This is a genomic window from Streptomyces sp. NBC_00250, assembly GCF_036192275.1.
GTDB lineage: Bacteria > Actinomycetota > Actinomycetes > Streptomycetales > Streptomycetaceae > Streptomyces.
This window is the reverse complement of record NZ_CP108088.1, coordinates 8,199,074-8,219,299: the sequence shown is the minus strand read 5'-3', so window position 1 is coordinate 8,219,299 and position 20,226 is coordinate 8,199,074. Positions and strand designations below refer to the sequence as shown.

At 73.5% G+C, this 20,226-nt stretch carries 17 protein-coding genes; 9 read left to right on the top strand and 8 right to left on the bottom strand.

All coding sequences use genetic code 11. The features are described from left to right. Nucleotides 1–148 precede the first annotated feature (148 nt). Nucleotides 149–910 carry a GntR family transcriptional regulator gene (locus OG259_RS37120; RefSeq protein ID WP_328946251.1) on the top strand — a complete coding sequence of 254 codons (762 nt, stop codon included), beginning with the start codon at nucleotides 149–151 and terminating at the stop codon, nucleotides 908–910. Between the two features lie 129 nt (nucleotides 911–1,039). Here OG259_RS37120 and OG259_RS37115 read toward each other — a convergent pair whose 3' ends face one another. Together OG259_RS37115 and OG259_RS37110 are read right to left on the bottom strand one after the other, a co-directional pair. Continuing rightward, the gene (locus OG259_RS37115; RefSeq protein WP_328946250.1) at nucleotides 1,040–2,578 is read right to left on the bottom strand and encodes an amino acid permease; all 1,539 of its coding nucleotides are present in this window, start codon (nucleotides 2,576–2,578) and stop codon (nucleotides 1,040–1,042) included. Nucleotides 2,579–2,673: 95 nt separating this feature from the next. After that, entirely contained in the window at nucleotides 2,674–3,648 is a 975-nt protein-coding gene (locus tag OG259_RS37110; protein ID WP_328946249.1) for a hypothetical protein, read from the bottom strand. A 302-nt stretch (nucleotides 3,649–3,950) separates the two neighbouring features. Between OG259_RS37110 and OG259_RS37105 the strand changes: the two genes are divergently transcribed. The 5 genes from OG259_RS37105 (at nucleotide 3,951) to OG259_RS37085 (ending at nucleotide 8,985) form a co-directional block, all read left to right on the top strand. Continuing rightward, nucleotides 3,951–5,480, top strand: coding sequence for an FGGY family carbohydrate kinase (locus OG259_RS37105; RefSeq protein WP_328946248.1), 1,530 nt, complete (start codon nucleotides 3,951–3,953; stop codon nucleotides 5,478–5,480). Continuing rightward, complete coding sequence (locus OG259_RS37100) at nucleotides 5,477–6,895, top strand: FAD-dependent oxidoreductase (protein WP_328946247.1); 1,419 nt, start codon at nucleotides 5,477–5,479, stop codon at nucleotides 6,893–6,895. The genes OG259_RS37105 and OG259_RS37100 overlap by 4 nt, the downstream gene beginning before the upstream one ends. Then, entirely contained in the window at nucleotides 6,892–8,103 is a 1,212-nt protein-coding gene (locus OG259_RS37095) for an FAD-dependent oxidoreductase (protein ID WP_328946246.1), read from the top strand. Before OG259_RS37100 ends, OG259_RS37095 begins: the two co-directional genes overlap by 4 nt. A gap of 94 nt (nucleotides 8,104–8,197) precedes the next feature. Beyond that, the gene (locus OG259_RS37090) at nucleotides 8,198–8,674 is read left to right on the top strand and encodes an NUDIX domain-containing protein (RefSeq protein WP_328946245.1); all 477 of its coding nucleotides are present in this window, start codon (nucleotides 8,198–8,200) and stop codon (nucleotides 8,672–8,674) included. Between the two features lie 62 nt (nucleotides 8,675–8,736). Next, nucleotides 8,737–8,985 (top strand): hypothetical protein, encoded by a 249-nt coding sequence (locus tag OG259_RS37085; RefSeq protein ID WP_328946244.1) that lies wholly within the window; start codon nucleotides 8,737–8,739, stop codon nucleotides 8,983–8,985. An 84-nt stretch (nucleotides 8,986–9,069) separates the two neighbouring features. On the opposite strand, the gene OG259_RS37080 is transcribed toward OG259_RS37085, so the two are convergent. Beyond that, nucleotides 9,070–10,275, bottom strand: coding sequence for a cytochrome P450 family protein (locus OG259_RS37080; protein ID WP_328947288.1), 1,206 nt, complete (start codon nucleotides 10,273–10,275; stop codon nucleotides 9,070–9,072). A gap of 289 nt (nucleotides 10,276–10,564) precedes the next feature. Continuing rightward, nucleotides 10,565–12,499: an NAD-binding protein gene (locus OG259_RS37075; RefSeq protein ID WP_328947287.1), complete on the bottom strand. Its 1,935-nt coding sequence runs from the start codon at nucleotides 12,497–12,499 to the stop codon at nucleotides 10,565–10,567. Nucleotides 12,500–12,831: 332 nt separating this feature from the next. Between OG259_RS37075 and OG259_RS37070 the strand changes: the two genes are divergently transcribed. Both OG259_RS37070 and OG259_RS37065 read left to right on the top strand, forming a co-directional pair. Beyond that, nucleotides 12,832–14,136 (top strand): D-alanyl-D-alanine carboxypeptidase family protein, encoded by a 1,305-nt coding sequence (locus OG259_RS37070; RefSeq protein WP_328946243.1) that lies wholly within the window; start codon nucleotides 12,832–12,834, stop codon nucleotides 14,134–14,136. 170 nt (nucleotides 14,137–14,306) lie between these two features. Beyond that, nucleotides 14,307–14,921, top strand: coding sequence for a DUF6058 family natural product biosynthesis protein (locus tag OG259_RS37065; protein WP_328946242.1), 615 nt, complete (start codon nucleotides 14,307–14,309; stop codon nucleotides 14,919–14,921). A 40-nt stretch (nucleotides 14,922–14,961) separates the two neighbouring features. On the opposite strand, the gene OG259_RS37060 is transcribed toward OG259_RS37065, so the two are convergent. Together OG259_RS37060 and OG259_RS37055 are read right to left on the bottom strand one after the other, a co-directional pair. Further along, nucleotides 14,962–17,340 carry an excinuclease ABC subunit UvrA gene (locus tag OG259_RS37060; RefSeq protein WP_328946241.1) on the bottom strand — a complete coding sequence of 793 codons (2,379 nt, stop codon included), beginning with the start codon at nucleotides 17,338–17,340 and terminating at the stop codon, nucleotides 14,962–14,964. Nucleotides 17,341–17,460: 120 nt separating this feature from the next. Further along, nucleotides 17,461–17,673 carry a DUF5133 domain-containing protein gene (locus OG259_RS37055; RefSeq protein ID WP_266901737.1) on the bottom strand — a complete coding sequence of 71 codons (213 nt, stop codon included), beginning with the start codon at nucleotides 17,671–17,673 and terminating at the stop codon, nucleotides 17,461–17,463. A gap of 141 nt (nucleotides 17,674–17,814) precedes the next feature. Here OG259_RS37055 and OG259_RS37050 point away from each other — a divergent pair, with 141 nt between their 5' ends. Beyond that, nucleotides 17,815–18,852 carry an NAD-dependent epimerase/dehydratase family protein gene (locus tag OG259_RS37050; RefSeq protein ID WP_328946240.1) on the top strand — a complete coding sequence of 346 codons (1,038 nt, stop codon included), beginning with the start codon at nucleotides 17,815–17,817 and terminating at the stop codon, nucleotides 18,850–18,852. A gap of 179 nt (nucleotides 18,853–19,031) precedes the next feature. On the opposite strand, the gene OG259_RS37045 is transcribed toward OG259_RS37050, so the two are convergent. Beyond that, complete coding sequence (locus tag OG259_RS37045) at nucleotides 19,032–19,892, bottom strand: glutathione S-transferase C-terminal domain-containing protein (protein ID WP_328946239.1); 861 nt, start codon at nucleotides 19,890–19,892, stop codon at nucleotides 19,032–19,034. 172 nt (nucleotides 19,893–20,064) lie between these two features. After that, nucleotides 20,065–20,211: a hypothetical protein gene (locus tag OG259_RS37040; RefSeq protein WP_328946238.1), complete on the bottom strand. Its 147-nt coding sequence runs from the start codon at nucleotides 20,209–20,211 to the stop codon at nucleotides 20,065–20,067. Nucleotides 20,212–20,226: the final 15 nt, after the last annotated feature.

Genomic DNA, 20,226 nt, shown 5'->3' with positions numbered 1-20,226 from the left:
CCCCCGTCACCTGGTACCTCATTACAAGGGCCCTCGCTCCTTTCGGCCACTCTGCCGGGCAGCCCTGGCTAAATGGTTTAGACCAATGATAGAAATTGATCACCCACACGGCCCAGGCAATCACGCTGAGCGAAGAGAGGGATTGATCATGGCCGAGCCCGAATCCGAGGCGACGGCAGACGCGCCGCTCTATCTCCGGGTCGCCGCCGCGCTGCGCGAGGACCTCGCCCACCGCCGCATCTCCCCCGGCAGCAGACTTCCTTCGGAACGATCCCTGTCCCAGCGCTACCACGTCAACCGGCAGACGGTACGCAGTGCCCTCCAACTCCTGCGGGACGAAAGGCTCGTGGTCACCGACCGACGCGGCACCTTCGCCGCCGCCGGGTCCGCGGACGCCGGCGAGCCGGTCGTCGCGGCCCTGACCGCCGGCCGGCCGACCTTCCCCGGCGGCCCCCGCGCGGCAGAGGCGCTGGTACGGGCCACGCTCACCTGGGAACCCGCGCCCACACCACTTGCACCGCGGCTCCTGCTCACCCCGGGCGAGCCGACGCTCGTACACCGGCACGTGGTGCACGGGCCGCAAGGAGCGGCGCTCCAGCGGGCGGTGTCGTGGTTCTCCCGGCCGGCGCTCGCGGAGATCCCCCAACTGGCCCGCTACCGGCGGGTCCGGGACCGGCGTCAACAGCCCGACCTGCGACTGCTCTACCACTGGATGCACCAGGCGGGGCTGCGCATCACCCACCGGGAGTCGGTCGGCGTTCCGCCGGGTCCGACCACGACGACGGCCGGCGGCGCGGCCCGGCTGATCGTCCACCGGGTGGTGAGCGATCAGCACGGGCACGCCCTGGAGATCACGGACATCGACTTCTCGGCCCAGTCGGCGGCCTGGACGTACGAGTTCAGCGCCTGACGGTGAGCCGGCTCCTGCCCGGTACGGGGACAGGAGCCGGCCTCACCGGCCTCACCGGGATCACCGGCTCGTCGGGATCACCGGCTCGTCGGGCTCGTCCGGCAGCTCCGGCAGCTCCGGCAGCTCCGGTCAGACGATGCCCTCCGCGATCTCCGCCTCCTCGCGGGCGTTTCCGTACGCCGTAGGCGTCCCGTACGAGCGGCGGGCGACGTACCACCAGACGCTGGCCAGGACGAGCACGACGACCAGTGCGATCACGGCGTAGTTCATGGTGTCGACCGTCACCGGGGACTTCTGCGGCAGACAGAACAGCACGGTCACGATCGCCACCCAGACGACCGCGGTCCAGCCGATCGGCTTGCTCCAGCGGCCCAGGCTCCACGGACCGGGGGTGAAACGGTTCCCGGCGCGCAGGCGCAGATAGATCGGGATGGCGTAGGCGGGCGTGATGCCGATGACGTTGATCGCGGTGACGGCGCCGTAGGCGGTGGCGGAGTACAGCGAGGGAAGCGCGAGCACCGCGGCCACGACCACCGCGAGCCAGACGGCCGGGACCGGCGTCTGGGTGCGGCCGCTGACCTTGCGCCAGATCGCCGAACCCGGCAGGGCGTTGTCACGGCTGAAGGCGAAGACCATGCGGCTGGCGGCGGCCACCTCGGCGTTGCCGCAGAACAGCTGGGCGACGATGACCACGAGGAGCAGGGCGGTGGCGCCGCCGGTGCCGAGCGCGTCCAGGAAGATCTGGGCGGGCGGGACGCCGGTGGCGCTGTTCTGCGTGGCGGTGTAGTCCTGGATGGCGAAGCTCAGCCCGGCGAGCAGGGCGAATCCGGCGAGCCAGGAGACCCAGATGGCCCGGACGATGCCCTTGGAGGCGGCGACGGAGGCGTTCGAGGTCTCCTCGGAGAGGTGGGCCGAGGCGTCGTAGCCGGAGAAGGTGTACTGGGCGAGGAGCAGGCCGATCGCGGCGACGTAGAAGGGGTTGGCCCACCCGGTGTCGTTGACGAACTCGGTGAACACGAAGTCGACGGACTGGTGCCGGTCGGGGACGAACGCGAGGGCTCCGACGATGATCGCCACGCCCGCCAGGTGCCACCAGACGCTGACCGAGTTGAGCACGCTGACCAGGCGGACGCCGAAGAGGTTCAGGACGGCGTGGAGCAGCAGGATCGCGAGGAAGATCAGGAAGGTGGAGCCGGCGGTGGGTTCGAAGCCCCACTGGAGGTTGAGGAAGGCGCCGGTGAAGAGCGCCGCGCCGTAGTCGATGCCCGCGATGGCGCCGAGCAGACCGAGCAGATTCAGCCAGCCGGTGTACCAGCCCCAGCGTCGCCCGCCGAGCCGGTCCGCCATGTAGTAGAGCGCGCCGGAGGTCGGATAGGCGCTCGTGACCTCGGCGAGCGCGAGGCCCACGCACAGCACGAAGAGGCCGACACCGGCCCAGCCCCACAGCATGACGGCGGGGCCGCCCGTGCCCATGCCGAAGCCGTACAGGGTCATGCATCCGGAGAGGACGGAGATGACCGAGAAGCTGATCGCGAAGTTGCCGAAGCCTCCCATCCGGCGGGCGAGGACGGGCTGGTAGCCGAGTTCCCTCAGCCGCGCCTCCTCGTCCTGGGCCGGGGGTGGCGTGCGTATCGCGTCGGTGGGGTCGGGGGCGGTGCGGGACGACATGGGTTCCTCCGGGGACGGGGGGAGCGGGGTCGGGGGGGGATGAACGGTTGGAGAGATGAACCGAGTTGGGGCAGCGGGGGGCGTACGAGGGGCCTTCAGCCGCCGAGACAGCGGGCGCGGGCGCGCAGGAAGACCTCTTCGGCGAGCACGCGGTCGTCCGGGTGAGGGGTTCGGTACGCCCACGGAAGGGTCGTGTAGTACGGGCCGAGCGACTCGAAGACCCGGGCCGCGTCGGGGAAGCGGAGGGCCCCGAAGAGGGCGTGCGCCAGGTGGTTGAGGTCGAGCAGGGAGGCCTCGTCGGTGGCGCAGAAGAGGAACCAGGTGTCGAGGGCGCGCTGGGCTTCGCGTACGGCGTCCTCGGCGACCCAGTGCAGGTCGAGGGCCCGCTCGTGGCCGCGCTCGCGCCGGTAGCGCTCGACGCGCACGTACAGCGGGAGGACGTGCAGGGCGGAGCCGACGGGTGCCGAGGAGGCGGCCCAGTGCGCGTAGTTGACGGCCTCGGAGAGCGGTCCGGGGCGCCGGGCGTACACGAACTGGAGCATGCGGTGGTGCGCCTCGCGGTTGTACGGGTCGCGCTTCTCGGCCTCGGCGAGCAGGCCCCAGGGGCCGGGCGACAGCATGGGGGCCGGTGGGGACAGTCGGTGTTCCTCCATGCGCTGGCGGCCGTCGAGGGCGGCGAGGGCGATCAGACCGACCCAGGGGACGGGGTCGTCGGGGGCCAGGTCGGCGGCCTCCCGGCAGGCGCTCCAGGCCTCCTGCCAGAGTTCCCGGGTACGGGCGTGGCCGGCGCGGTGGGCGCGTACGGCCCGCTCGACGGTGACGCGGCTGTGCATCACGGTGGCGGCGAGGCTTCCGGGCTGTTCTGTCCGCCACATGTGGACGACGTCGGTGCCCGCGGCGACGGCGGCGAGGACCTGGGTGCGGCGGGTCCAGCCGTCCCAGCCCTCCGTCTCGTCGAGGAGCCGGGCCATCGCCACCCAGCGGCCGGTGCGTAAGTCCTGGACGGCGTTGCGCAGGGCGTGGTCGTGGCCCGCGGGGTGGTAGACGGGTCTGAAGCCGTGTCCGGCCATCAGGGGGTGGGGCGTGGTGTGGATGACATGGGTCCTCGGTGGATGGAGGGGGTGGTCAGTCCCCCGGCGGGCGTCCCGGCCGTTGATCGGCGATCACTATAGAGGGCTCTGGACCCGACCGGTCCACTTTCTCTTGTGACAGTAATTATCAAGCCAACGACTGAATTTGACTTACTGTCAGGTACCTCGATCGGACCTGACGTGATCATCCGCGGAGGCTTGACGACGGGCCGCCGCGACGGCACCCTGACCCTTTTCGGTGACCGGATGATCACCGAACGTCCACCGAACAGGAGCGCACGATGACGGGCGGCCCGGTACTCGCCGTCGACCAGGGCACCTCGGGCACCAAGGCCCTCGTCCTCTGCCCCGAGCGCGGAGTCGTCGGCAGCGGTACGGCCCCGGTCCGACCCCGCTATCTGCCGGGCGGCCTGGTCGAGGTCGACCCTCGTGAGCTGTACGACTCCGTGGTCGCCGCCGGGCGCGCGGCACTCGCCGAGGCCGGCACGCCGGTCGTGGCCGTGGGCCTCGCCAACCAGGGGGAGACCGTCCTCGCCTGGGACCCCGCCACCGGCGAGCCGCTCACCGACGCCCTGGTGTGGCAGGACCGCCGAGCGGCCTCCCTCTGCTCCGAACTCGACGCCCACGCGGAGCAGTTGAGACAACTCACCGGACTTCCGCTCGACCCCTACTTCGCCGCGCCGAAGATGGCCTGGATCCGCCGCCACGCCACCGGAGCCGGTGTCGTCACCACCAGCGACGCCTGGCTCGTCCACCGGCTCACCGGCGCCTTCGTCACCGACGCGGCGACCGCCGGACGCACCGGACTCCTCGACCTCGACACGGTCGCCTGGTCGGAGACGGCCCTCGACCTGTACGGCCTGGGCGGCGAACGGCTCCCCCGGGTCGTGGACTGCGACACCCCCGTCGGCACCACCACGGCCTTCGGCCCGCCGCTTCCGCTCACCGGCCTCCTCGTGGACCAGCAGGCCGCGCTGCTCACCCAGAGCGCCGACGACCCGGCCGCCGCCAAGTGCACGTACGGCACCGGGGCCTTCCTGCTCGCCCAGACCGGCGCCGCATCCCGGCGCGCCTCCTCGGGCCTGGTCAGCTGTGTCGCCTGGCGGCTCCGCGGGCAGGTCGCCCACTGCCTGGACGGCCAGGTGTACACCGTCGCCTCGGCCGTGCGCTGGCTCACCGACCTCGGCGTCATCGGCGGCGCGGCGGAGATCGACCCGGTGGGCGGCGGGGTCCCGGACACCGGCGGGGTCACCTTCGTACCCGCGCTCGCGGGGCTCGCCGCGCCCTGGTGGCGGGGAGACGTCCGCGGCTCGCTCACCGGCCTCGGACTCGACACCACGCCGGGCCATCTGGTCCGCGCCCTGTGCGAGGGCATCGCCGCGCAGGTCGTCGAACTCGCCGCGGCCGTCGCGTCGGACCGGGGCGCGCCGCTGACCTCCCTGCGTGCCGACGGCGGGCTCACGCGGTCCGCTCTGCTCATGCAGACCCAGGCGGATCTACTCCAGCTCCCGGTCGAGGTCTCCTCGTTGCCCGACGCGACGGCGCTCGGGGTGGGCGCGGTCGCCCGGCTCGGACACGACCCGGGCCTCACCCTCCGCGAGGCGGTACCGGAGTGGAAGCCGTCGGCCGTCTACGAGCCCCGCATCTCGGGCGACGAGGCGGGCGAGCGCCTGGCGCGGTTCCGCGGCGAGGTGTCGGCCCTGGTGGAGCGGGCGGGCGGCCACGGTGGCGGCTTCGGCACGGAGACCGGCTCCTCCGGGACCGGCTCCGACTCCGGGTCCCGGTCCGACTCCGGGTCCGGCTCCACGTGACCGTCACCCGCACCGGGCCCCTCCCCGGGGACCCCGACGCGGTGTACGACGTCGTGGTCGTCGGTGCGGGGGTCGTGGGCTCCGCGATCGCCCGGGCACTGGCCCGCCACCCCCTGCGGGTCGCACTCGTGGAGGCTGCGAACGACGTCGGCGACGGTACGTCGAAGGCCAACACCGCCATCCTGCACACCGGTTTCGACGCCTTGCCCGGCACCCTGGAAGCGCGGCTCGTACGCGAGGGGTACCGGCTGCTGTCCGCGTACGCGCAGGAGACCGGCATTCCCGTGGAGCCGCTGGGCGCCCTCCTCGTGGCCTGGGACGAGGAGCAGCGCGCCACCCTCCCCCGCCTCGCGGAGAAGGCGGAGCGCAACGGACATCGCACCACCCGACTGCTCACCGCCGCCGAACTCCGCGTGCGAGAGCCTCACTTGGGTCCTGGCGCCCTCGCCGCGCTCGAAGTTCCGGGCGAGTCGGTGGTCTGCCCGTGGACGACCACCCTCGCGTACGCCACGCAGGCGGTCCGCTCCGGGGTCGAGCTGCATCTCAACTGCCGCGTGGAGAAGGTCCGTCCGGGCGATCCGTACCACCGTCTCGTCACCCGGCGCGGGGTGCTGCGGACCCGCCATCTCGTCAACGCCTGCGGGCTCCACGCCGATGCCTTCGACGCGCTGGTCGGCCGCGAGGACTTCACCGTCACTCCGCGCCGGGGCCAGTTGCTGGTCTTCGACAAGTTCGCCCGCGACCTGGTCCGGCACATCCTGCTCCCCGTACCGGGCCCGCTCGGCAAGGGCGTGCTCATCGCGCCGACCGTGTACGGGAACGTCATGCTCGGGCCCACCGCCGAGGACCTGGACGACAAGACCGCCACCGGCACGACGGCGGAAGGGCTCGCCGGGCTCCGCGAGCAGGGCGGCCGCATCCTCCCCGCGCTGCTCGACGAGGAGGTCACGGCCGTCTACGCGGGCCTTCGGGCCGCCACCGGGCAGGAGGACTACCGGATCGCCGCGCACCCGGGTCTCCGGTACGTGACGGTGGGCGGGATCCGTTCCACCGGGCTCACCGCCTCCCTGGCCATCGCCGAGCACGTCCGCGGGCTGCTCGCCGACTGCGGGCTCGACCCGGGGCCCGAACGGCCGCTCGCCCGGCTCCGCATGCCGAACCTCGGCGAGGCCTTCCCCCGCCCGTACCGGGACGCCCGACTCATCGCCCGGGAGCCGGATTTCGGCTCGATCGTCTGTCACTGCGAGCGGGTCACCCGGGGCGAGATCCGGGCCGCGCTCACCTCGACGATCCCGCCGGGAGGCCTCGACGGGCTGCGTCGACGCACCCGCGCGCGTGGCGGCCGCTGCCAGGGCCACTACTGCAGCGCGGAGGTACGGGCTGTGTTCGAGGAGTACGGGGAGGGGGCTCGGTGAACCGCACGGTCGACGTGCTCGTGGTCGGCGCGGGACCCGCCGGGCTCGCCGCGGCCGGTCGCCTCGCGGCGCTGGGCGCCGGACGCGTCGAGGTCCTGGAGCGGGAGCCGGCCGCCGGAGGGGTCCCACGGCACTGCGCCCGACCGGGATTCGGCGCGGACGCCCGGGGCCGCCCCCTCGACGGCCCGGCGTACGCACGCCGTTCGGTGCGGGCGGCGCTGCGGGCCGGGGCCACCGTCCGTACCGGCGTGTCGGCCACCGGCTGGGCGGGGCCTCTGACCCTCGACGTCACCGCCCCGACCGGCCTCGAACGCGTCCGGGCCCGTGCGGTCGTCCTGGCCACCGGGGCCCGCGAACGACCCCGCAGCGCACGGCTCGTTCCCGGATCGCGACCCGCCGGGGTGATGACCACGGGTGAGCTCCAGCGCCTGGTCCTACGGTTCGGGGCGCGCCCTGAGCCCATCGGACGACGGGCGGTGGTCGTCGGTGGTGATCCCGTGGCCCGCAACGCCGTGCGCACGCTCCGCGCCGCCGGGGTGGAGGTGGTGGCCGTCGTCACCGAACGCGCGGCGCGACGCGTGGTGTTCGGGTCCGTCCCGGTGCTCACCGGCGCGGTCGTGACGGAGCTCCTCGGCCGTGGCCGGCTGACCGGGGTCACGGTCCGGGGCGGGGACGGTCGTACGAACCGGCACACGCTGCGGTGCGACACCGTCGTCTTCACCGGGGACTGGATCCCGGACCACGAGCTCGCCCGGGCCGGCGGGTTGCCGCTCGCTCCGGGCACCCGGGGCCCCGCGACGGACGGTGCCTTCCGCACCGCCGTGCCCGGGGTCTTCGCGGTGGGCAACCTTCTGCGCGGCGTGGAGCCGGCGGTGGTGGCCGCCGCCGAGGGGCGGGCGGCGGCAGCGGCCGTACTCGACCTGCTCGCCGGTCACCCCTGGCCCGACGGTGGAGTGCCGGTGCGGGCGGCGGGGCCGCTGCGGTGGGTGACGCCCGGTCTCCTCGGTCCGGTGGCCGCTCCCCTGCTCGTACGGTCGGAGCGCCGGCTCGTGCGACCGGTCCTGACCGTCACCCAGGACGGCGCCCCGCTGCGTCGGGAGAGGGTGAGCGGCTCGCTCGTTCCCTGGCGTTCGGTGCGGCTGGCGCAGTCCTGGACGGACGGGGTGGACCTCGGGGGCGGCCCGGTCGTGGTGGCCGCCGAGGAGTGACGCGCGCGGCGGGGGCGTGCGGGCAGGGGGTGTGCGACTGCCGTGACCGCGCGCGCGGCTGCGACCGGTCGGCCCTTCGGCCAGACTGACCCCCATGTCGGACAAGCGCAGTGCGGGTCTTCTGGTCTTCCGCCGTACGGCGGACGGTGGCGTCGAAGTTCTCATCGGCCATATGGGCGGGCCCCTCTGGGCGTCCCGCGAGGAGGCGGCCTGGTCGATCCCCAAGGGGGAGTACGAGCCGGACGAGGCGCCGGAGGCCGCGGCCGGCCGCGAGTTCCAGGAGGAGCTGGGCCTTCCGGCCCCCGAGGGCACGTGGTGGGACCTCGGCGAGTCCCGCCAGCGCAACGGAAAGCTCGTCACCATCTGGGCCGTGGAGGGCACGCTCGACCCGGCCGAGGTCGTACCGGGCACCTTCACCATGGAATGGCCGCCCCGGTCCGGGGTCCAGGGGGAGTTCCCGGAGATCGACCGGGTGGGCTGGTTCGCCCCGGAGGCGGCTTCTCCGCTGCTCGTGGAGGGTCAGCGGGTCTTCCTGGAGCGGCTCACCGCGCAGCTCGACGGGCAGGGCTGAGGGCGATTGTCAGACCCGTACGAGAGGGTGGTGAGCGCCGAACTGTCGAGAGGGAGCCCGACATGACCACCACGATCACCGCCAGCGAGCGCGCGGCCGCCCAGGCGTACCTGAGGTTGCTCGAATCCACCCAGGCCGTGCTGACCGATCCACAGCTCGCCCCGTACGCGGGGGTGATGCTCACCCATCCGATGGCCGAGGCGGACGAGGCGCTCCGCGCCGCGGGCCTCGCGGGGAACGAGGCCCGGCTGCTGCGACTCGTCTCCTCCCTGCGCTCCTCCCCCGCGACCGCCTGGGGACGGGCCGGGTGAGGGGCCCGCCCGAGAGGGTGCCCGGAGAGTCCCGCCTGGCCTGCGGGCAGACGGCGCTGCTTTCCGGACACGACCTAAGGGCCGTCAGCCGCCCGGACGGACCGGGAGCGCCCTGACGCTGTTGCCGACGAAGCCGGCGTGGCGGTGCAGCTCGGCGTCCGGAACTGCCAGGTCCAGGTCCGGGAAGCGGGTGAAGAGTGCCTCCAGGGCGATGGCCGCCTCCATCCGGGCGAGCGGGGCGCCCAGGCAGTAGTGGGGTCCGTGGCCGAGCGAGAGGTGCTTCACCGTCGTCGTACGTGTGAGGTCGAAGCGGTCTGCGTCCGGGCCGTGGGCCTTCGTGTCCCGGCCCGCCGCCGAGTATCCGGCCAGGACGGGGGTGCCCTGCGGGATGAGAGTGCCGTCGACGGTGAGGTCGCGGGTGGGATAGCGGAACGGGAAGTAGCTGACCGGGCTGTTCCAGCGGAGGGTCTCCTCCACCACGTCCGACCAGGTCGCCCGGCCCGCGGTGACCAGGGCGAGTTGGTCGCGGTGGGCGCAGAGGGCCCGTACCGCGTTGGTCACCAGGTTCATGGTGGTCTCGTGACCCGCGATGATCAGCAGGAGCAGGGTGCCGATCAGCTCGGGCTCGCTCAGCCGGTCGCCGTCCTCGTCCCGGGCGGCGATCAGGGCGCTGGTGAGGTCGTCGCCGGGGGCGGTGGCCTTCTCACCGGCGATGGAGGCGAGGAGTGCGAGGACTTCGCGGTTCGCGGCGACGGCCCGCGCGGGCTCCGTGTCGGTCGCGACGATCAGGCCGGAGAGGTGGTGCAGCCGGTCCTGGTGGGCGGCATCGACACCGAGGAGTTCGCAGATGACGCCGAGTGGCAGCGGCAGCGCGTAGTGACGGCGCAGGTCGGCGACGCCGTCGCCGGTCACGGCCGCCTCGGCGAGTCCGTCGAGGAGCCCGGCGGTGACGGTCTCGACACGCGGGCGGAGTTCCTCGACCCGACGGGCGGTGAAGGCGCTGCTCACCAGGGTGCGCAGACGGCGGTGGTCGGCGCCGTCCGAGGTCGTCATGCCGGGCACGGTGGCGAAGGTCCGCAGCGGCCAGCCTTCGGGTATGCGGCCCTCGGTGAGCGCGGTGAAGTGCTGAGGGCCCTTGGCGACGTCGGGGTGGGAGAGGAAGTCGCGGAGGGCCTCGTGGCCGAGTACCGCCATGCCTTCGATCTCGCCGGGGAGGATCACGGGAGCGACGGCGCCTTCGGCGAGCAGGCGGGCGTTGTCGGCGTGGGGGCAGCCGCCGGACGGGTCCATGCGGTGGGGCCTGCGGCTGCCGGAGGCGTCGTGGTGCGCTGTGTTCACTGGGGGTCTCCTGACTGCGGGGCCCGTGCGGGGCGTGACGGTACGGATCCTGGTGATGCGGGGCCGCGAGGGTGCGGGCCCCAGGGTGCGGGGCATGGACCGGAGGCGCCCGGCCGGGGCGCCGTCCCGTGTGCCCGCCCTCCCCCGGGCTCCGTCCGGGGGACCCCCACCTCCCTGCGGGACGATGGCCCGCACCCGAGGAGGGTGCGCGGGTCGTCGCGTGCGGGGTCAGATCCTACGGTCAACCACGGTCTGCTCGTGCCGGGTTGAGCGGCACATCGCCGTCTCCCGTCTCGGCGGCCCGTCCGCCTCGCCCGAGAAGTTCGGCCAGGCCTCGGCGGGTCGCGGCCACCACGACCCGGTCGGCCGGTTCCAGGACTCGGGCGGGGTCCAGGCGCCAGAGCGGGTCCCGGCCCGCCGGGCCGGGGTACAGGCCGCTTCGGTCCAGGGCGATGACCCGCCATCTGCCCGGGTGGAAGGCCTCGGCCACGGTGCGTCCGTCGAGCAGCGGATGGTCCGCGACGTCCACGGCGGCGAAGAGGAGGACCCGGCGCTCGACCGGCACGGCGCCGAGCACCTGACGGCCCAGCATCGCGCCGGCGAAGGCGGGGGCGGCGAGGTGGGAGACGCTGCGGCTGCGGGTGAGGGCCGCGGGGTGGGCGGTGCGGAGGGTGCGGAAGACGGCGGTGGCGAAGTCGTCGTCGTACAGACGCAGGACGACCCGCAGGTCGGGAGTGACGGCGCGGGCGGAGAGCGCGGCCTCCAGGTTCGTGATGTCGACGCTGGTCAGGGCGAGCAGGGCATGGGCGCGGTCGATGCGGGCGGCCTCCAGGACGCCCTCCTCCGTGACGTCGCCGATGACGGTGGGCACGCGCAGCCGTCTCGCGACGGCGATGCCGCGGGCCTCCGGGTCCGATTCGACGCAGACCACGGGGATGTTCAGCCTGCGTAGCCGGGCGAGGACACGGGTGCCGACCTTGCCGAGGCCGAGGAGGACGACGTGCCCGGAGAGTCCGCGCGGCGGGCGTCGCAGGGTGGTCGCCGTACGGAAGGTGCCGAGGCCCTCGATGAGGGCGGCGACGATCACCGGCAACAGGAGAAGCCCGACGAACCCGGCGAGGATCTGGAGGACCTGACGGCTGGTCGACTCCCCCACCGCCGGGTCACCGATGGCGAAGATGTCCAGCAGCGTCAGATAGGCGGCGTGCAGCGGGTGGTCGCCGGTGGTGAAGGTGGACGCGAGGGCGAGCGCGAGGACGGCGGCCGCCGCGCCCGCCAGGGACCAGCGCAGCCGACGCGAGAAGAGGGAGGCGACGGGCAGGGCGGAGGCGGCCAGGCGGGCGGAGGTCAGGACGGGGCCCGCCGGGGTGACCGCTTCGAGGGTGACGGCGGCGCGGCCGGTGGCGGCGGCCACCGTCCGGTCGTCGGGCAGCAGTCGGGGGCCCGCGTCGCCGCTGCGTTCGGAGCCCTCGCAGCCGGCCGGGTCGCGGGCCGTGGCGGAGAGCAGGGCGAGGGTGCACAGGCCGGGGTCGGGGGCCTCTCCGGCGGCCGGCAGGCGCTCCACGGCGTGCAGCAGCAGGCCCCCGGCCTGGACCACCTTGCTGGTTCCCGCGACGGCGGCCGCGGCGAGACCGGGAGCGGCGGTGTCGACGTCGGAGAGGACCGTGGTGGCGGCGTCGAGCTTCTCGGGGTCGAGGCCCGGTTCGGCGACGGCGGCGGCCTGGTCGAGGAGGGTTTCGAGGTGTTGCCCGAGCTTGCGGTTGTAGAGCCGGATGACCAGGCGCAGCCGGGGGTTGAGGCGGCGGGCGGTGAGCGCGGCCCGGATGTTGGTCTCGTCGTCCTCGTGGACGAGGGCGAGCGCGGCGGCCCGCTCGACCCCGGCGTCGGTCAGCGCCCGGTCGTCGGCCTCGGCCGACTCGACGACCCGCAGGGTGCCGGTGGGATCACCGCCGTCCGCGCCGGTCGCCGCCGGGGCGGGTGGGGCGGTGGTGCCCGTGGTGCGGGTGACGGCGGCCGTGACCCGTCCGAAGAGGGCGAGCGCCCGGCCGGCGCGGGCGCTGGGTGTGCGCGGTGCGTCGGGTCGTGCCGGCACGAGGAGGGTGACCTGCTCGCCGTACACCTCGTGGAGTTCGCCCGCGAGGCGGTGGGCGAGGGCGTCGTCCCCGCAGACGATCATGTGCCCGGCGGGTGTCCGGCGCGGCTGCCGCTCGGTCCGGAAGGCGGGCGCGCCGAAGGGGCCGCCGCCGGTGGTCCCGGGAGACCTGGCGGGGCCGGGGACGGACCGGGAGGCGGGTTCGGCGGGTGGCGCTCCGGCGCTGTCGGCCGGAACGGCGTTGCTCTGGTACGGGTGTGAGGGCACGTCACAAGGATGCCCTGCGCCACCGACAGCGGGCCGGGGAGGCCGTACCACCCGGGCGGGCTCACGACTCGCCGCCGTACGCCACACCCGCTACGCCGGTCGGCGCACTCCGATCTGCGCGTATCACACCTCCTTCCTACGGTGACTGAATGATCGTCACGTCAGCTGTCCGTCATGCCGCCGCCGGTACCGCGGCGGTGCTGTTCGTGCTGTCCGCTCCGGCGGCCACGGCGTCACCCGTCACCTCGGCGTCGACCGCCGCCTCGACCGCGACCACGTCCTCGACGGCGTCCGTCTCCTCGGCCTCCTCGCTCCGGGAGCCCACGCCGCCCGCACGCCAGTACCTCGACCGTGCCCGGCTGGACCGGAAGGGCACACAGGTGCAGCCGCTGCCGGGCGCGCCCGACGTGCCCTCGGTCTCGGCGCTGTCCTGGGTGGTCGCCGACGCGTCCTCCGGCGAGGTCCTCGCCGCGCGCAACGCCCACCGGAAGCTGCCGCCGGCCAGCACCCTCAAGGCGCTGTTCGCCCTCACCGCGCTCCCCGGTCACGCCCCCTCCGAGCAGCACACCGTGGCCGATTCCGAGCTGACCGGGATCGGGGAGGGCAGCAGCCTGGTCGGGGTGAAGGAGGGGTACACGTACAAGGTCTCGGATCTGTGGAACGGTGTGTTCCTCAGCTCCGGGAACGACGCCGTGCACGTCCTGGCCGCGATGAACGGCGGCTGGGAGTCGATGTCCCGGCAGATGCAGGAGAAGGCCAGGTCCCTGGGCGCCCTGGACACCCATGTGGTGTCCCCCGACGGCTACGACGCGCCGGGTCAGGTGTCCTCCGCGTACGACCTCGCGGTGTTCGGCCGGACCGGGCTGCAGGACCCGGCGTTCACCCGGTACTGCTCGACGGCGTACGCGGACTTCCCGGCGGGCTCCTGGTCGTACGGCATCGCCAATACCAACCGGCTGCTGACGGGCGCGGACGGCGTGGCCCGTTACCCGGGGCTCATCGGGATCAAGAACGGCTACACGAGCAACGCGGGCAACACGCTGATCTCGGCGGCCCGGCGCGGCGACCGGACGCTGGTCGTGACGGTGATGAACCCGCAGGGCGGCGGCGGGCTCGCCGTGTACGAGGAGGCGAGGGAGCTCCTCGACTGGGGCTTCGAGGCGGCGGGGCGGGTCCAGCCGGTGGGCTCGCTGCTCCCCGTACCGACGAAGGACGCGGCCGACGCGGGTACCCGGGCCGTGTCCGTGGCCGGTGAGGGCCGTGCCGCGAAGGCCGCCGGTCAGGCGCCCCGGGCCGGAGCGGTGGCGGCGGCCGCGCCCGGCAAGGATCCCGCGCACGAGCCGGGGCCCTCGGGCGCGTCGGTGGGTCTTCCGCTGGCCCTCGTCGGCTCGGCCTGCGCCGCGGCGCTGGCGCTGTGGGGCCGGCGGCGCAGGGCGGCCCACCGGGTGGGCTGATCGAGGCGAGGCGGGCCCCGGCCCATGGACCGCCGGTCGTGCGGCGCCACTGAAGACATCGGACCGGATCGTGCCGGCGACGGTTCGGTGGGCGCCGCACGATCCGGCTTCTAGCCTGCGGGGACGCCGTCCGGGAAGGGCCCTGACGGCCTCACCCGGGGAGTGGTGTGATGACGGACCGGACACTGGCGCGGCGGGTCGCGGAGCGGTTCCGCGAGGTGAACGGCGACCATCCGATGACCGCGGCGGACGACGCGTACGTCACCGGACAGTTCGTCCCTCTGGAGGCGCTGTGCGCCTCGCTCGGCCGGGACGCCGACGAGGCCCGGCGGCTGATGCTGGAGGGGCTGTTGCCGCTGCCGGGCTATCTGCGCTCGGACGGTGCCGAGATGGTGCCGCGCGATCTGTTCCGGCTCGCCGAGGCGGCGGGGAGCTCCGAGCGGCTGCGCGCCTGGTTCACCGCGCACTGGGAGGACCGGGAGCAGGGCGAGGCGGAATGGGCGGCGTATCTGAGCGGGCAGTACGTCTGTCTGCACAGCGTCACCCCGGCGCACATCCGAAGGAAGGACGAGCTGTCGGCCGAGATCGCCGGGGCTCTGGAGACGGCCCCGGCCGAACCGTCTCCGGAATGGCGTGCCGCGCTCCACGCGCGCGTGGACGAGCTCGACGCCCTGGAGCCGGCGTTCACGGCGTACGACCGGCTCCGCTTCGGTGGCCCCACGTCACGCGACACGTGCGTGGACGCGGCACGGGCCCGGTTCCCGAACGGCAGCCCGGCGGCCTGAGCCGGAACCGGGGGCCACCGCTCGGACCGTCAGGAAACCGTCAGGCCCCCACGTACGCCGCCAGGTGCTCCCCCGTGAGCGTCGACCGTCCGGCCACGAGCTCAGCGGGGGTGCCCTCGAAGACGATCTTTCCACCGTCGTGACCGGCGCCGGGGCCGAGGTCGATGATCCAGTCGGCGTGCGCCATGACCGCCTGATGGTGCTCGACGACGATCACCGACTTGCCGGAGTCCACGAGGCGGTCGAGCAGCCCGAGCAGCTGCTCCACATCGGCGAGGTGCAGACCGGTGGTCGGCTCGTCGAGGATGTAGACACCGCCCTTCTCGCCCATGTTCGTGGCCAGCTTGAGCCGCTGGCGCTCGCCGCCGGACAGCGTGGTGAGCGGCTGGCCGAGGCTGAGGTAGCCGAGACCGACGTCCGCGAGCCGGGCGAGGACGCGCTGCGCGGCCGGGGTGCTCGCCTCGCCCGAGCCGAAGAACTCCTCGGCCTCGGTGACCGACATCGCGAGGACCTGGCTGATGTCCCGGCCGCCGAGGAGGTATTCGAGGACCGAGGCCTGGAACCGCTTGCCCTCACAGTCCTCGCAGGTGGAGGCGACGCCGGCCATGATGCCGAGGTCGGTGTAGATGACGCCGGCGCCGTTGCAGGTGGGGCAGGCGCCCTCGGAGTTGGCGCTGAACAGCGCGGGCTTCACACCGTTGGCCTTGGCGAAGGCCTTGCGGATCGGGTCGAGCAGTCCGGTGTACGTGGCCGGGTTGCTGCGGCGCGAGCCGCGGATCGGGGTCTGGTCGATCGACACGATGTCGTCGCTCGCGGGGATCGAGCCGTGCACGAGCGAACTCTTGCCGGAGCCCGCGACGCCGGTGATGACGGTGAGGATCCCGAGCGGGACGTCGACGTCGACGTCGCGCAGGTTGTGGGTCGTCGCGCCCCTGATCTCCAGGGTTCCGGTGGGCTCCCGCACGGTGTCCTTGACGGAGGCCCGGTCGTCGAAGTGGCGGCCGGTCACGGTACCGCCGGTCCGCAGCCCCTCCACCGTCCCCTCGAAGCAGACGGTGCCGCCCGCCGTGCCGGCGCCGGGGCCGAGGTCGACGACGTGGTCGGCGATCGCGATCGTCTCCGGCTTGTGCTCCACGACGAGCACGGTGTTGCCCTTGTCCCGCAGCTGCAGGAGCAGTTCGTTCATCCGCTGGATGTCGTGCGGGTGCAGGCCGACGGTGGGCTCGTCGAAGACATAGGTGACATCGGTGAGCGAGGAGCCGAGGTGCCGGATCATCTTGACGCGCTGCGCCTCGCCGCCCGACAGCGTGCCCGCCGGCCGGTCGAGGGAGAGGTAGCCGAGGCCGATCTCGACGAAGGAGTCGAGGGTCAGCTGGAGCGCGGTGAGCAGCGGCGCGACCGAGGGCTCCTTGAGGGCGCGGACCCAGGTGGCCAGGTCGCTGATCTGCATCGCGCAGGCGTCGGCGATGCTGATCCGCTTGATCTTCGAGGCCCTGGCTCCCTCGGCGAGCCGGGTGCCGTCGCATTCGGGACAGGTGGTGAAGGTGACGGCCCGCTCCACGAACGCGCGGATGTGCGGCTGCATGCCCTCCTTGTCCTTGGCGAGGAACGACTTCTGGATCCGCGGGATCAGCCCCTCGTACGTCATGTTGATGCCCGCGATCTTCATGCGGGTCGGCTCGTGGTGGAGGAAGGCCTGCAGCTCCTTCTTCGTGTACTTGCCGATCGGCTTGGCGGGGTCGACCAGGCCGGACTCGCTGTAGAGGCGGTAGTTCCAGCCGCCCGGGGTGTAGCCGGGGATGGTGAGCGCACCCTCGTCGAGCGACTTGGAGTCGTCGTAGAGCTGGGTGAGGTCGATGTCGGAGACCGAGCCGCGGCCCTCGCAGTTCGGGCACATGCCGCCGGTGCGGTTGAAGGTCGCCTTGACGGTCTTCTTGTTGCCGCGCTCGACGGTGATCGCGCCGCTGGCCTTCACCGAGGGGACGTTGAAGGCGTATGCGCTGGGCGGGCCGATGTGGGGTTTGCCGAGCCGGCTGAAGAGGATGCGGAGCATCGCGTTGGCGTCGGTGGCGGTGCCGACGGTGGAGCGGGGGTCGGCGCCCATCCGCTGCTGGTCGACGATGATCGCGGTGGTCAGGCCGTCGAGCACGTCGACCTCGGGGCGCGTCTGGGTCGGCATGAAGCCCTGGACGAAGGCGCTGTACGTCTCGTTGATCAGTCGCTGCGACTCCGCGGCGATCGTGTCGAAGACGAGGGAGCTCTTGCCCGAGCCGGAGACGCCCGTGAACACCGTGAGCCGGCGCTTCGGGATCTCGATGCTGACGTCCTTGAGGTTGTTCTCCCGCGCGCCGTGCACACGGATCAGATCGTGCCGGTCGGCCGGGTGCGGCTGCTTGTCCGCCCTGGGGGCCTTGCTCATCGTCTCTCCAGCTGTCGCGCGGGGCCGAAAAACGGACCGGCGCGGTGCGTCGTGACCGACGATGGCTGTCTCGCGGGGTCCATGACGGCCACGCTAGCGGCGGCCGGATGACGACGCTTCTCAAATCCTGATCGAGGTTCCGGCGACATAGTGTTCGGCGGCGTGGACGGCCTCGCGGGCGGTGCGTTCTCCCATCAGGACGCACAGGGTGTACGCCGTGTCCTCGAAGCGCCGGCGCGCCGACAGGTCGCACGGCCTGGCCAGCACGGTCCGCTCCAGGGCGCGGTAGTGCCGGAGCAGCCGGTCGACCGTGTTCCTGTCGGGCAGCAGCATGGTGTCCTCCTTCTCCTGAGTCGCTCCATACTCCCGGTCGCGGGCCACGCTCGCGACCTGCACGGACACGCTGTGTGACGACGCCGTGCGGGGGACGCCCCCGGAGTGCGCTTCCGCCGCCCATGGCGGAGGGTCGGAGACATGAACCCGAGCACGATTTCGCGGGTGGTCGTCACCGGCGCCACCGGCAACGTGGGCACCAGTCTGGTACGGCTCCTGGCGCGCGAACCGCGCGTCGGTTCGGTCCTGGGGCTGGCCCGGCGCCGGCCGGGACTCGAACTCCCGGGGGTGGAGTGGGCCGAGGTGGATCTGTCCCGCGAGGGGGACGAGCCCCTGCTCGCGCAGCACGTCGCCGACGCGGACGCCGTGGTGCACCTGGCCTGGCGGTTCGGGCCCACCCACGACCCGGTGGAGACCTGGCGGACCAACGTCCTCGGTTCGGTGCGCGTGTTCGACGCGGTCGCGGCGGCGCGGGTGCCCGTCCTGGTGTACGCCTCCTCGGTGGGGGCGTACTCTCCGGGCCCGGCGGGCGGTGCGCCGGTGTCCGAGGCGTGGCCGACGCACGGCTGGCCGGGGGCCGCGTACACGCGGGAGAAGGCCTATCTGGAGCGGGTCCTGGACACGTTCGAGCGGGACCATCCGATGATCCGGGTGGTCCGGATGCGGCCGGCCTTCCTGTTCAAGGAGGAGTCGGCGAGCGGGCAGCGGCGGATCTTCGCGGGGCGTTTCTTCCCCGGGCAGCTGATGCGGCCCGACCTGCTGCCGCTGCTGCCGGAGTTCGACGGCCTCCGCTTCCAGGTCCTGCACACCGAGGACGCGGCCGCCGCCTACGGGCAGGCGCTGCTGCGGGACGTCCGTGGCGCGTTCAACCTGGCCGCCGAGCCGGTGATCGACGGCGCGGTCCTGGGCGAACTGCTGGACGCCAAGCCGGTACGGGTACCGGCGGGCGCGGTCCGGGGCGCCCTGTCGGCCGCCTGGCGCCTCCGACTGGCCCCGGCCTCCCCCGGCCTCTTCGACGCGCTGCGGCACATGCCGCTGCTCGCGACGGAACGGGCGCGCCGGGACCTCGAATGGGAGCCGACGAGGACGTCCCTGGAGGCCCTGGAGGCATTCCTCCGGGGGGTCCGCTCGGGCGCGGGCGACGACACGGGCCCCTTGGCGGGCCACCGCATCGGCTGACGCGAGGGCGTGGCCCGGGGCGGTGACCCCGCGCCACGCGTCGTACATCAGAGGCCGTGACCTCGTGCCACGCGTCGTACATCAGAGGCCGCGACCCCGCGCCACGCGTCGTACGTCCGGGGCCTGACCTCGTGCCAAGCGTCGCACTTCCGGCGCCGCCGTGTGCGCGCGTCCCGGTGTCAGGGGGCCGGGGTCGGCCAGTCGACGAGGCGGATCGCCGCGCCTGCGGCTTCGCGGCCCCGGCAGTGGGCGCGGTGGCGGCGCACGAGACCTTCGATGTCGAGGCGGCGGGCGAACTCGGGGCGCGCCGCGAGGCGGCGGGCGTAGGCCCACAGGGCGGGGTATCCGGCGACCCGGTCCATCGCGGCGGCGTCCAGGTGCCAGCGGTGGACGGTGTCGAGCTGGACCAGGGTGACCCAGACCTGCACGTCGGCAGCCGTCGGCGCGTCGCCGAGGACGTACGGGTGGTGGGCCAGGCGGCGTTCCAGGGAGCCGAGGGCGGCGAAGAGGACCGTGAGGGGGTCGCGGTGGGCGGCCTCGCCGTCGAGGCCGAGCTCCCCCGCCCGCTGGGCGGCCCGGTTGATGCTCCGCTCGCACAGGTCGGCGATGGCCTCGATCTCGTCCCGGTGCCCCTCGGGCAGCAGGTCGGGGCCTTCACCGCGGAACCGGAGGGCGAGGTCCCGGAGGATGTCGGGGACGTGCGTGCTGACGATCCGTCCGGTCCATCCGTCGCTCAGGACGGGCGCGGCGGCGGGCCCGGCGTAGAGGTGCGCACTCGCCTCGTACAGCGGGCGGAGGACGGCGTATCCGCCGTCGGGCGTGTCGGGGGTCTCGGGCAGTACGGAGAGCGGGAGCGTGTCGTCGAGGCCGAGGAGGCTGTGGGTCAGGGCGATGCTCAGACAGCCGGGGTCGTACGGCGCGACATGGAGGCGGTAGCGGTGCGGTACGGCGTAGTGGCCGCTGTGTACGTCGCGGCCGATCCGGCCCCGGAAGGCGGGCACGGCGGAGGCGGGCAGCAGCGAGGACGGAACGACGGACATGCTTCTCCCTTGGGGGTGCTCGGTGCTGGGTCGTGGCGGCGCGTGACACGGCGCCGGTCGCGGCAGCGCGACGGCGGCACCGGCCGCACGGGGCCCGAGGCAGCAGAGGTACGGGAAGAGGAGGAGACGGGCGCGACGCCCGCGGGGCGGCGGCCTCTCGGCGAACGGACCCTCAGCGGGCGGGACGACCCACCCCGTGGGAACCGCGACTCGCCGCGCTGCAGACGCGCAGCAGATCGATGTGGCGGCGGGAGGTGAGGGGCAGGGGGCGCGGGAGGGGTGCGGCGAGTGAGGTGTCCCGCCGACCGTTGCGTCCCATGGTTCCCTACCTGTT

What these genes read in the sequence shown, in the direction of transcription:
- OG259_RS37070 (WP_328946243.1), top strand. Translation starts at nt 12,832, where the DNA reads ATGATCGTCACGTCAGCTGTCCGTCATGCCGCCGCCGGTACCGCGGCG.
- OG259_RS37090 (WP_328946245.1), top strand. Translation starts at nt 8,198, where the DNA reads ATGTCGGACAAGCGCAGTGCGGGTCTTCTGGTCTTCCGCCGTACGGCG.
- OG259_RS37040 (WP_328946238.1), bottom strand. Translation starts at nt 20,211, where the DNA reads ATGGGACGCAACGGTCGGCGGGACACCTCACTCGCCGCACCCCTCCCG.
- OG259_RS37060 (WP_328946241.1), bottom strand. Translation starts at nt 17,340, where the DNA reads ATGAGCAAGGCCCCCAGGGCGGACAAGCAGCCGCACCCGGCCGACCGG.
- OG259_RS37045 (WP_328946239.1), bottom strand. Translation starts at nt 19,892, where the DNA reads ATGTCCGTCGTTCCGTCCTCGCTGCTGCCCGCCTCCGCCGTGCCCGCC.
- OG259_RS37080 (WP_328947288.1), bottom strand. Translation starts at nt 10,275, where the DNA reads ATGGACCCGTCCGGCGGCTGCCCCCACGCCGACAACGCCCGCCTGCTC.
- OG259_RS37050 (WP_328946240.1), top strand. Translation starts at nt 17,815, where the DNA reads ATGAACCCGAGCACGATTTCGCGGGTGGTCGTCACCGGCGCCACCGGC.
- OG259_RS37055 (WP_266901737.1), bottom strand. Translation starts at nt 17,673, where the DNA reads ATGCTGCTGCCCGACAGGAACACGGTCGACCGGCTGCTCCGGCACTAC.
- OG259_RS37110 (WP_328946249.1), bottom strand. Translation starts at nt 3,648, where the DNA reads ATGGCCGGACACGGCTTCAGACCCGTCTACCACCCCGCGGGCCACGAC.
- OG259_RS37120 (WP_328946251.1), top strand. Translation starts at nt 149, where the DNA reads ATGGCCGAGCCCGAATCCGAGGCGACGGCAGACGCGCCGCTCTATCTC.
- OG259_RS37065 (WP_328946242.1), top strand. Translation starts at nt 14,307, where the DNA reads ATGACGGACCGGACACTGGCGCGGCGGGTCGCGGAGCGGTTCCGCGAG.
- OG259_RS37115 (WP_328946250.1), bottom strand. Translation starts at nt 2,578, where the DNA reads ATGTCGTCCCGCACCGCCCCCGACCCCACCGACGCGATACGCACGCCA.
- OG259_RS37105 (WP_328946248.1), top strand. Translation starts at nt 3,951, where the DNA reads ATGACGGGCGGCCCGGTACTCGCCGTCGACCAGGGCACCTCGGGCACC.
- OG259_RS37085 (WP_328946244.1), top strand. Translation starts at nt 8,737, where the DNA reads ATGACCACCACGATCACCGCCAGCGAGCGCGCGGCCGCCCAGGCGTAC.
- OG259_RS37075 (WP_328947287.1), bottom strand. Translation starts at nt 12,499, where the DNA reads ATGATCGTCTGCGGGGACGACGCCCTCGCCCACCGCCTCGCGGGCGAA.